Annotated in this window: 11 protein-coding genes; 10 read left to right on the top strand and 1 reads right to left on the bottom strand. The window is 51.5% G+C overall.

The genetic code is table 11. The features are described 5' to 3' along the window. Nucleotides 1-10: 10 nt before the first annotated feature. From Q4E64_RS09855 to dnaJ, 9 genes are all read left to right on the top strand, one after another. Nucleotides 11-211: a hypothetical protein gene (locus Q4E64_RS09855; RefSeq protein WP_303167728.1), complete on the top strand. Its 201-nt coding sequence runs from the start codon at nucleotides 11-13 to the stop codon at nucleotides 209-211. Between the two features lie 130 nt (nucleotides 212-341). After that, a complete protein-coding gene (locus Q4E64_RS09850) occupies nucleotides 342-1328 on the top strand; it encodes a D-isomer specific 2-hydroxyacid dehydrogenase family protein (protein ID WP_303167727.1) in 987 nt (328 codons plus the stop codon). A 90-nt stretch (nucleotides 1329-1418) separates the two neighbouring features. Next, nucleotides 1419-2543, top strand: a complete 1125-nt coding sequence (locus Q4E64_RS09845) for a M20/M25/M40 family metallo-hydrolase (protein ID WP_303167726.1) — start codon at nucleotides 1419-1421, stop codon at nucleotides 2541-2543. A 13-nt stretch (nucleotides 2544-2556) separates the two neighbouring features. Beyond that, complete coding sequence (locus Q4E64_RS09840; RefSeq protein ID WP_303167724.1) at nucleotides 2557-3309, top strand: exodeoxyribonuclease III; 753 nt, start codon at nucleotides 2557-2559, stop codon at nucleotides 3307-3309. Nucleotides 3310-3492: 183 nt separating this feature from the next. Next, nucleotides 3493-4701 (top strand): radical SAM family heme chaperone HemW, encoded by a 1209-nt coding sequence (gene hemW, locus Q4E64_RS09835; protein ID WP_303167722.1) that lies wholly within the window; start codon nucleotides 3493-3495, stop codon nucleotides 4699-4701. Between the two features lie 107 nt (nucleotides 4702-4808). Continuing rightward, nucleotides 4809-5840, top strand: coding sequence for a heat-inducible transcriptional repressor HrcA (gene hrcA / locus Q4E64_RS09830; RefSeq protein ID WP_303167720.1), 1032 nt, complete (start codon nucleotides 4809-4811; stop codon nucleotides 5838-5840). A 20-nt stretch (nucleotides 5841-5860) separates the two neighbouring features. After that, on the top strand, nucleotides 5861-6454 hold the full coding sequence (gene grpE, locus Q4E64_RS09825) for a nucleotide exchange factor GrpE (protein WP_303167719.1): 594 nt from the start codon (nucleotides 5861-5863) through the stop codon (nucleotides 6452-6454). A 68-nt stretch (nucleotides 6455-6522) separates the two neighbouring features. Then, nucleotides 6523-8358 (top strand): molecular chaperone DnaK, encoded by a 1836-nt coding sequence (gene dnaK, locus Q4E64_RS09820; RefSeq protein ID WP_303167717.1) that lies wholly within the window; start codon nucleotides 6523-6525, stop codon nucleotides 8356-8358. A 199-nt stretch (nucleotides 8359-8557) separates the two neighbouring features. Next, nucleotides 8558-9709 carry a molecular chaperone DnaJ gene (gene dnaJ, locus Q4E64_RS09815; protein ID WP_303167715.1) on the top strand — a complete coding sequence of 384 codons (1152 nt, stop codon included), beginning with the start codon at nucleotides 8558-8560 and terminating at the stop codon, nucleotides 9707-9709. Between the two features lie 111 nt (nucleotides 9710-9820). Here the strand turns inward: dnaJ and Q4E64_RS09810 are convergent, their stop codons facing one another. Continuing rightward, entirely contained in the window at nucleotides 9821-10030 is a 210-nt protein-coding gene (locus Q4E64_RS09810; protein WP_293727903.1) for a DUF1858 domain-containing protein, read from the bottom strand. 227 nt (nucleotides 10031-10257) lie between these two features. On the opposite strand from Q4E64_RS09810, the gene mraZ reads away from it, so the two are divergent. Further along, on the top strand, nucleotides 10258-10689 hold the full coding sequence (gene mraZ / locus Q4E64_RS09805) for a division/cell wall cluster transcriptional repressor MraZ (protein ID WP_303167713.1): 432 nt from the start codon (nucleotides 10258-10260) through the stop codon (nucleotides 10687-10689). The last annotated feature ends 6 nt before the right edge of the window (nucleotides 10690-10695 follow it).

Here is a 10695-nt window from a genome sequence, read left to right as displayed (position 1 = left end):
AGCGATTTGCGTGGATATATTAAGCAAGCTGGACAGCTGGGATTATTTGGCGCTGGTTATGCTGCTTCTTTCCCTGTGGCTGATTCTGGGCGGTGCAGGCAGGCTGAAAGCCGCCAATCCGGAGCAGGTTGACGAGGGTAAGTTGAAAAAGCGCGCCTACGGCGCGGCGGCAGCGGCAGCAGTTTATTTGGCTTGCCGTTATTTTGCCTGAAATAGATGAATACAGTATTTTTGTCGCTTTCGTATGTGCTTTATTAACGAAAAGGATTATAATAGCAATTGTATATTGAAGTAATCCTGTGTGAAGCGCAAGCTTCGCCGCTTTAAGAGGGGGATTGGAAATGAAAATAGCTTTTTATGCCTTTCGCGATTTTGACGAATTGCCCTTTGCCGAAAAGTTCAGCAAACAGTATGGCATAGATTTTGTGTGGACGGAGGAATATCCTAACGAAAATAATTTGGAGCTGGCCCGCGGCTGCGTGGGTATGAGCTGCACGCCCTGCGAGATGAAGGAGGAGTGGGTGCGTAAGCTGCACGATTACGGTGTGCGCTATATGCTGACCCGCGCTATCGGTTACGACCATTTGCCGGGCAAGCTGATTAAAGAGTTGGGAATGCACATTTCTACCTCGCCTTACTCGACCAGCTGCGTGGCGAATTACGCCTTGATGCTTATTTTGCTGACGACGCGCAAATACCAGCAGACGATGATTCGCGCGGCGGCGCAGGATTACACGCTGAAAGGCAAAATGGGACGCGACCTTGGCGATTGCACCGTCGGCGTCGTAGGTACGGGGCATATCGGGCAGCTGTTGATAAGACGTCTGTCCGCTTTCGGCTGTAAAATTTTAGCTTACGATAAATATCCCAACGCCGAGGCCGCCAAGTATGCGGAATATGTGGGGTTGCCGGAGCTTTACGCGCAAAGCGACGTAATTTCGCTGCACGTCCCGGCCAACGCCGAAACCTTCCATATGATAAACCATGACGCTATGGCGCAGATGAAGGACGGCGTAATCATCATCAATACGGCCAGAGGCAGCCTGATAGATTCGCAGGCTTTTATCGCTAATTTGAAAAGCGGCAAGATTGGCGGCGCAGGGCTGGACGTTATTGAAAACGAAGCGGGCTTGTATTACTGCAACCGCATGGGCGACCATATCGACAACGACGAGCTGGCCATGCTGCGCAGCTTTCCCAACGTTATCGTGAGTCCGCATACGGCCTTTTATGTGGAATCTACCGTATCCAATATGGTGGAAAAATCTTTCATTGCTATCGATTATTTTCGCCGGGGTGAGCTCAGTCCCTTTGAAATCAAATTGTAAACTCTTAAACCGTCTCTGCGGGGACGGTTTAATTTTTGTGCAAAAAATGATATAATATGATGTAATTAGTTTTTTTACGGGGTGATTACTGTGATTAACGAAAATAGATTATTGAATGAATTTATCGAACTGGTAAGCGTGCCCTGCCCCAGCAAGGACGAAAAGGCCGAAGCGGAGCTGATTATGGGCAAGCTGCGCGAATTGGGATTAGAACCTGAAATGGACGACGTTCACGCTAAAACTGGCGGCACCTGCGGCAACGTGTGGGCTTACGTTAAGGGCAATGTGCCCGATGCTCCGGTGCTGCTGTTTGAAGCGCATATGGATTCCGTTGCTCCTACGACCGGTACGAAAGTAGTGCGCAAGGACGACGTACTTTATTCCGACGGCACTACCACGCTGGGCGGCGACGATAAGGTGGGCGTCGCTTCCATTTTGGAAGCAGTACGCGCTTTGCAGGAGGATGGAGCAGCCCATGGCGATGTGCAGCTGCTGTTCACTGTCAGCGAGGAAATTGGTTGCTTAGGCGTAGTTAATTTGGATAAATCCTGGATTAAGGCCGACTATGGCTATTGTATGGACATCGGCGGCGATTTGGGCGAAATTACTTATGCTGCCCCCAAACTGTACGATATTTACGTTACCGTGAAGGGCAAGGCCGCGCATGCTGGCATTGCGCCGGAAAGCGGCGTCAACGCGATTATGCTGGCGGCGCAGGCTTTGAGCAAGCTGCCTGCTTACGGACGCATTGATGAAGAAACTACCTTTAATATCGGCTTGTTCAACGCTGGCGTTGGTACAAATATCGTTTGTCCGGAGGCTAAATTTGTTATCGATATGCGCTCTTTGAACGTAGCCAAGCTGGAAGCTTTGAAGGATTCTACCATAGCGCTGATTAGAGAAACGATAGAGGCTGGCGGCGGCCAGGTGGAATTTGACGTAGTCGAGGGCTGTCCGGCAGTAGAAATGGCCAAGGACCATCCCTGCATTCAACTGGCGCAGCACGCTGCGGAAAAGCTGGGGTATCCAGTGGAGCTGAAAACTACCGGCGGCTGCAGCGACGGCAACTATCTGTGCGGCTACGGTCTGCCCTGCGCTTTGCTGGCTACGGGCATGAGCAATGTGCATACTACGGAGGAATATTTAAAGGAAAGCGATTTGTACGGTACTGCGCGCTGGATTTACGAAACTATTAAAACGGCAGCGGCAAAATAAGCGAGGTGAAAGCATGAAATTATTTTCCTGGAATGTGAACGGCCTGCGGGCTTGCATGAATAAGGGCTTTGAGGATTTTCTGGCGCAGGCGGCGCCCGACGTTATTTGCCTGCAGGAAACTAAAATGCAGCGGGAGCAGGCGGCCTTTTCTTTTCCCGGCTATGAGGAATATTGGAACAGCGCGGAGAAAAAGGGTTACAGCGGCACAGCGGTTTTTACGAAGCAAAAGCCGCTGCAGGTTACTTATGGCCTGGGCATTGAGGAACACGATAAGGAAGGGCGCGTCATTACGGCGGAGTTCCCGGATTTTTATTTAGTAACGGTGTATACGCCTAATTCTCAGCGCGGCTTGGCGCGTTTGGAGTACCGCATGCAGTGGGAGGACGTGTTCCGCGCTTATTTGCAGCAGCTGGACGCAGTTAAGCCGGTGGTGGCGTGCGGCGATTTGAACGTGGCCGCCGAAGAAATCGACTTGAAGAACCCCAAGACCAACCGTATGAACGCAGGCTTTACGGACGAGGAGCGCGCTAAATTCCGCGAGCTGAAGGCGGCGGGCTTTGTGGATACCTTCCGCTACCTGCATCCCGACGAAGTGAAATACAGCTGGTGGAGCTATATGTTTAAAGCGCGCGAGAAGAACGCTGGTTGGCGTATCGACTATTTTGTCGTGTCAGAGCGCCTCAAGGATAGGGTGCGGGTGGCCGAAATTCATAACGACGTTTTTGGCAGCGACCATTGTCCCGTAAGTATCGAGCTGGATTTTTAATAATTGTATAATTGCAGTATACCTAAAATAATACGGCAACAAACGCCTATTAAAAATGTTAAGCTTAGCAAAGAAGATTAGTTTAGCAAAAAGCCATTGACAATGGCGAAAAGTTAAGTATACTAAAGAGAAATACTAATAAAGTTGCGGCAGGCAGTCCGTGTGATTGCCTGCTGCTTTTATATGATAGAAAATTTTGGAGGCGCTATGATGACTTTGGATAAAAGCACATGGACGGATTATCAGGCGCTGTATCTGCATGTGCCCTTTTGCCGGCAAAAGTGTTTATACTGCGATTTCGCTTCTTATGCGGGCTATAGCGAGGAGGCCATGGAGCGCTATACTCAGGCCGTGTGTAGGGAAATAGCTGTGCGCTGCGAGGAAGCGCGGCAAATGTCGCCTTCGGCTACGATTTATTTTGGCGGCGGCACGCCCAGCGTGCTTCCCGAAACCTGTCTGGAGCAGCTGGTCGCTGCGCTACGGCGCTATGGCTTTTGGCAGCAGCCGCAGGAAGCGACTATCGAGGTTAATCCCGGTACGGCAAATTTGGATAAGCTGCGTTTGCTGCGGCAGTTGGGCTTTGATCGCATCAGCTTCGGCGTGCAGAGCCTGAATGATAATGAGCTGCGTACTATCGGGAGGATTCATAATGGGCAGCAGGCCTTGGAGGCGGTGGCCTGGGCGCAGCGGGCGGGCTTTGAGCATATCAGCTGCGATTTAATTTACGGCCTGCCGGGGCAAACTCTGGCGTCTTTGCGCGCCAATCTGCGCGGATTGACGGAGCTGGACATCGAGCATCTTTCCGTGTACGGGCTTATTGTGGAGGAAGGAACGCCGTTGGCGAGCTTAGTGGAGCAAGGCAGGCTGCTGTTGCCGGACGAGGATTTATGCGCCGATATGTACGAGCTGGTGCAGCAATATTTGCAGCGGCAGGGATTTAAACGCTACGAGGTATCCAACTATGCGAAAAACGGCCAGTATTCGCGGCATAATCTGGTATACTGGCGTTATCATCCCTATATAGCCTTTGGCGCGGCGGCCTGCGGCTTTGACGGTAAGGCGCGCCGCACGGCTGCGGAAAATGTGGAGGCGTATATTGACGGCGCGCTGCAAAATGCGAAGGCGGATAAATTATATAATACAGAAAGGCTTACGGCTGCGGAAATGCTGGGAGAGTTTATGTTTATGGGCCTGCGCTGCGTGCAGGGAGCCGATTTGGCAGAGGCTCAGGCGCGCTTCGGCGTGGACGTTATGACGCGGTTTGGGCAGGAGCTGAAGCCTTTTCTAGAGCAAAATTTGCTGCGTCTGGAAAGCGACGGACGCTATCTGCGTTTGACGCAGCAGGGCATGGCCGTGGGCAACAGGATATTTGAAATCTTTGTGACAGCTTAAATTTTGCACAAAAAAATGTTGACAATAAATTAGGTCAGTGCTATTCTTATACCAAGATGTTAGCACTCCAATAACGCGAGTGCTAACAACTAAAATGAGGTGGGAATATGTTAAACGATAGAAAGAAAAAAATTCTCCAGCTCATAATTGAGGATTATATTTCGACAGCCGAGCCTGTCGGTTCGCGAACCATTGCCCGCAAGTATGATTTGGGACTCAGCCCCGCGACTATTCGCAACGAGATGAGCGACCTGGAGCTGCTGGGCTATTTGGAGCAGCCCCACACCTCGGCAGGACGCGTACCCTCGGCGCAGGCTTATCGCTTGTATGTGGATTCGCTGATCGAGCCGGACTCTTTAAGCGACAACGAACGTGCGCTTATCAACGGCTGGTTTAACGAACGGCGCAGAAGCATCGACGAGATCTTTCAATCCACGGCAAAGATTTTATCCCGCATGACGCAGAACGTATCCATGGTTTTGGCTAACCGCGATGCAGGCGCCCGGTTCCGTTATATGAAGTTTTTGCCTCTGGATGAGCGTCACGCCATCCTCTGCATTATTACTGACGACGGCAATGTGGACAACTGCGTAGTGGAAATTCCTCTGGGAATGCGCCCCGAAGAGCTGGATTATCTGGCCGGACGCATCAGCCGTATTTTGGAGGGGCGGGAGCTGGCCAATATTTCCGAAGATTTGCTGCAAGCCGTACACAGCAATGTGGCCGATGACGAGGCGCTTTTTACTTCGCTTATGCAGTCCATACGTCAGATGCGACGCAAGCATCAGGAGCAAAGAGTGTTCCTGGGCGGCACTAAGCAGCTGCTGAACCAGCCGGAGTTTCGCGACGTGGAGCGCGTGCGCAGTCTTTTGGGCATTCTGGAGGAGGAGCGCGTAGTGCGCGACCTGCTGAAGGCCGGCGAGGACAGCGGCCTGCGGATTACCATTGGCAGCGAAAATAAATTTTCCGGGATTCAGGATTGCAGTATGGTGCAGGCTACCTACCGGTTGAACGGTCAGATAGTGGGCACGATGGCCGTACTGGGACCCACGCGCATGGAATACGGCAAGGTAATATCCGTGATGGATTACCTGCATAAATATTTGAAAACAATGTTTGAGCATGATCCTAATAAATAGCAGTCAAAGGAGGAAGAGCCTTGCAAGAGAATGATGTAAAAAATACTCAGGCTGAGGAAAATGTCGCTCCGGAAGCCGAAGTAAAGCAGGAACCCGTCGCCCAGGAGGAAGCGACCGCTCAGCAAAACGCTGAGGAAGCTGCCGGTGACGCCGCTAAGGAAGCGGAGCCGGACCCCAGGGACGCTAAGATTGAAGAACTGACCAACCGTCTGCTGCGTTTGCAGGCTGATTTTGAAAATTTCCGCCGTCGCAGCGCAGGCGAAAAGGAACAGCTTTCCACCTTCGTTACCGCCGGCGTGGTAGGTAAGTTTTTGAAAGTATTGGATAATTTTGAACGCGCCGAAGCCAGCGCCGCTAAAGCCACCGATATGGAGGGCGTGATTACCGGTATGCAGAAGATTCGCCGTCAGTTTGAGGATGCCTTTAAGGAGCTGCGCGTGGAAGAAATTCCGGCGCAGAACAAAAAGTTTGACCCCAAGCTGCACGAAGCCGTAATGCGCGGACAAAACCCCGAACTGGAGGACGAAACCATCGACATGGTTTTGGAGAAGGGCTACAGGCTGGGCGACAAAGTAATCCGCCACAGCAAGGTAAGAGTCATCAACAACGATTGAGTTGCGATACTCTTGATATAAATTTACAATTAACTATTTCTGTGAAAGAATTTTAGGAGGAATACAAAATGTCTAAAGTAATTGGTATTGACTTAGGTACTACTAACTCTGTCGTAGCTGTTATGGAAGGCGGCGAACCGACAGTCATCACTAATCAGGAGGGCTCCCGCCTGACTCCGTCCGTTGTGGGCTTCGCTAAAAACGGCGAGCGCCTCGTTGGCCAGCTGGCTAAACGTCAGGCCGTATCCAACCCGGACAGAACCATCAGCTCCATTAAACGCCACATGGGCGAAGCAAATTATCGCGTAACCATTGACGATAAAAAATATTCTCCGGAAGAAATTTCCGCAATGATTCTGCAAAAACTGAAAGCCGACGCAGAAGCTTATTTGGGCGAAAAGGTAACCCAAGCGGTTATCACTGTTCCCGCTTACTTCTCCGACAGCCAGCGTCAGGCTACTAAGGACGCAGGCAAGATTGCCGGCCTGGATGTTCTGCGTATCGTCAACGAGCCTACCGCCGCATCTTTGGCTTACGGCATTGATAAGACCGACGACCACACCATCATGGTTTACGACCTGGGCGGCGGCACCTTCGATGTATCCATTCTGGACGTAGGCGACGGCGTATTTGAAGTAAAGGCAACTAACGGCGATACCCATCTGGGCGGCGACGACTTCGATAAAAAGATTATGGACTGGATGGTTGACGAGTTCAAGAAAGCGGAAGGCATCGACCTGTCCAGCGACCGCATGGCTATGCAGCGTTTGCGCGAGGCTGCTGAAAAAGCCAAGATTGAGCTGTCCGGCGTTATGAGCACCAATATCAACCTGCCCTTCATTACCGCAGGCGCCGACGGCCCGAAGCATTTGGATATGGATTTGAGCCGCGCTAAATTTGAAGCTATGACCGCCGATCTGGTAGAACGCACCATGGGCCCTGTTCGTCAGGCTATGAGCGACGCAGGCTTGTCCAGCAGCGATATCAGCAAGGTAATTCTGGTTGGCGGTTCCTCCCGTATTCCCGCCGTACAGGCTGCTATTAAAAAATTCATGGGCAAGGAGCCTTATAAAGGCGTAAACCCGGACGAATGCGTAGCCGTAGGCGCAGCTATTCAGGCCGGCGTACTGTCCGGCGAAGAAGGCACCGGCAACGTGCTGCTGCTGGATGTAACTCCGTTGTCCCTGGGCATTGAAACTCTGGGCGGCGTCTTCACCAAGATTATTGAGCGCAACACTACTATCCCGACTTCTAAAAAGCAAGTGTTCTCCACTGCCGCCGATAACCAACCTTCCGTTGATATCCACGTTCTGCAGGGCGAACGCGAAATGGCTGCCGACAACAAAACTCTGGGCCGCTTCGAGCTGTCCGGCATTCCGGCCGCACCTCGCGGAATTCCTAAGATCGAGGTTGCTTTCGATATCGACGCTAACGGTATCGTCAACGTAAGCGCTAAAGACCTGGGCACCGGCAAGGAGCAAAAGATTACCATTACTTCCTCCGGCACTCTGGATAAGGACGAGGTAGAAAGAATGGTTAAGGAAGCGGAAGCCAACGCTGAAGCAGATAAGAAACGCAAAGAGGGCGTTGAAGTCCGCAACCAGGCCGACAATATGTGCTATCAGGCCGAAAAGACCATGAAGGACATGGAAGGCAAGGGCAAGGACGATTTGATCGCTAAGGTTAAGGCTGCCGTTGATACTTTGAAGGAAAGCCTGAAGGGCGACGATCTGGAGAAGATTAAAGCCGATACCGAAGCTTTGACTAAACCGCTGTACGAGCTGAGCGCAGAGTTGTATAAAGAGACTGAAGCGCAAAAAGGAGCGGCTGGCGCTGATGCAGGCGCTAAGAAATCCACTGACGACGTAGTAGATGCCGAAGTCGTCGACGACGATAAGAAATGAGAACGGCCATAATACGTCATCTACTTCGTTGCGGCTCCTAGGAGTATTAGTTATACGCCGTCGTCGCCGCGCCTCGTATCTGACGCATTCTAACCGTTCTTGCTAATAATAACAATAAATGGCTTAGCGCCCATCTGTACGGTTTGCCCTGCACCTGGGCGCTACCAGCTTAACTAGAAGATATTAGGAGGCGCCTGTTTTGGCTAAAAAGGATTATTATGAGGTGCTGGGGGTTTCTAAAACGGCCTCCCAGGACGAATTAAAAAAAGCATACCGCAAACTGGCCCTGAAATATCATCCCGACCGTAATAAGGGCAACGCCGAAGCGGAAGAAAAGTTTAAAGAAGTAAACGAAGCTTACGGCGTACTTTCGGATGAAAGCAAACGCGCCCAGTATGATCAGCTGGGGCCGGACGCTTTTGAACAGGCACAGGCTGGCGGCGCAGGCGGCAATCCCTTCGGCGGCGGTTTCGGCGGCTTCAGCGGCAGCGGTATGGAGGATATTTTCGATATGTTCTTCGGCGGTCAGGGCGGCCGCGGAGGACGCAGCGGCAATGCCGGTCCGCAGCGCGGCGCCGATCTGCGCTTTGATTTGGAAATTACCTTTGAAGAGGCGGCCTTCGGCGTAGAAAAGGAAATCAGCCTTTATCGCGACGAGACCTGCGAGCATTGCCACGGCACCGGAGCGGAGCCTGGTTCCAAGGTGGAAACCTGTCCTGACTGTCACGGCGCCGGTTATGTACGCTTCACGCAAAATACCATGTTTGGGCAGATGGTCAACGAGCGTCCTTGCTCTAAATGCCATGGCGAGGGCAAGATTGTCAGCAGCCCGTGTAAGGAATGCCGCGGCAAGGGTACGCAAAAGAAAAATAAACGTTTAAAGGTAAAGATTCCGGCTGGCGTGGATAACGGTTCCCGTCTGCGCGTCAGCGGCGAAGGCGAGGCCGGCGCTAAGGGCGGGCCTAACGGCGATTTGTACGTATACCTGTACGTGAAGCAGCATAAGTTCTTCGACCGCGACGGTACTACTGTATTGTGCGAGGTACCTATCAATATCGTACAGGCTACCTTGGGCGCGGAAATTAAGGTTCCTACTCTGGACGGACAGGTAACGATGAAGGTGCCTGAGGGTACGCAGCCCGGCCGTGTGATGCGCTTGAAGGGCAAGGGCATTCCCAGCCTGCGCGGCGGTACTCGCGGCGATCAGCTGGTAAAAATTAAGGTTGTTATACCTACGAAGCTGAACGATAAGCAAAAGGACGCGCTGCGCGCTTTTGAATCCATCAGCAAGGATAATATCAATCCTGAGGAAAAAAGCTTCCTCAACAAAATAAAAAATTTGTTTAAATAAAGCGAAGCCGTGCCGCCAATTAAGGCAGCACGGCTTTCGTGACTTTTGAGCCTACGGAAAACGAAAAGGGACTGTGCGCTTTTGGCGTGCAGTCCCTTACGTTTTAGAGAATTATTTATTTGCTTCGGCTTCGGCAATAACCTTGTTGATGTCTTCGATGAGAGCGTCAACGTCGATGCCGTGTGCGCCTGCGCCCTGGCCGATGGTCTCAAAGTGAGCGGCCATGCAGCCGATGCAGCCCAGACCGTATTCTGCAAAAACCTCCATAATTTCCGGATGAGTTTGAACGGCTTCGATAATGCCGGTATCTTTAGTAATCATGTCGCATATCTCCTTTATTGATTCTGTATTGAGCGTACTTATTTGGTACATGTTTATTATAGCATTAGAAGTCTTAAATGCCAAATAGCTTTCGGTAATTTTTTTGCGAATAAATTGTAGAAAGTTTAGATTTTTTATGGGAAATTGCTTTTTGCTCTTGCATAGTCCGGGAAATAACGATATAATGGAGAAAAGTGGCGTAAAGTGGGTAAAAAGGGGGCGACAAGATGCTGTTAGGTGAATATGAACATACTCTGGACACCAAGGGGCGTCTTGCTATGCCCGCTAAGCTGCGCGAGGCGTTGGGCAATAAATTTATTATTACGAAGGGGCTGGACGGCTGCCTGTTTGTGTATGACTTAGAGCAGTGGCAGCAGCTGGAGGCCAAGCTGGCCGCTTTACCCATGAGCCGCAAAACAGCCCGTGATTTTACCCGTTTTTTATTCGGCGGGGCCTGCGAGGGCGAATGCGATAAGCAGGGCAGGGTGCTGTTGCCCGCTAATTTACGCTGTCACGCCGCTTTGACGAAGGATGCGGTGATTGTGGGCGTGGGCAATAGAGCCGAAATTTGGGACGCGCAAAAGTGGCAGGAATATAATGAAGGCAATGCCGATGACGTGAACGAGCTGGCAGAGCAGCTGGCCGATTTAGGCATTTAAACTGGT

The sequence above is a fragment of the Phascolarctobacterium sp. genome (genome assembly GCF_030531065.1).
GTDB lineage: Bacteria > Bacillota > Negativicutes > Acidaminococcales > Acidaminococcaceae > Phascolarctobacterium_A.
Note: the sequence above shows the minus strand (reverse complement) of the source record. Positions and strands in the feature narration are given on the sequence as shown.

Excerpts from the sequence above, each read along its gene's own strand:
- hemW (WP_303167722.1), top strand. The coding sequence starts at position 3,493 with ATGATAGAAAATTTTGGAGGCGCTATGATGACTTTGGATAAAAGCACA.
- dnaK (WP_303167717.1), top strand. The coding sequence starts at position 6,523 with ATGTCTAAAGTAATTGGTATTGACTTAGGTACTACTAACTCTGTCGTA.
- Q4E64_RS09850 (WP_303167727.1), top strand. The coding sequence starts at position 342 with ATGAAAATAGCTTTTTATGCCTTTCGCGATTTTGACGAATTGCCCTTT.
- hrcA (WP_303167720.1), top strand. The coding sequence starts at position 4,809 with ATGTTAAACGATAGAAAGAAAAAAATTCTCCAGCTCATAATTGAGGAT.
- Q4E64_RS09840 (WP_303167724.1), top strand. The coding sequence starts at position 2,557 with ATGAAATTATTTTCCTGGAATGTGAACGGCCTGCGGGCTTGCATGAAT.
- Q4E64_RS09810 (WP_293727903.1), bottom strand. The coding sequence starts at position 10,030 with ATGATTACTAAAGATACCGGCATTATCGAAGCCGTTCAAACTCATCCG.
- mraZ (WP_303167713.1), top strand. The coding sequence starts at position 10,258 with ATGCTGTTAGGTGAATATGAACATACTCTGGACACCAAGGGGCGTCTT.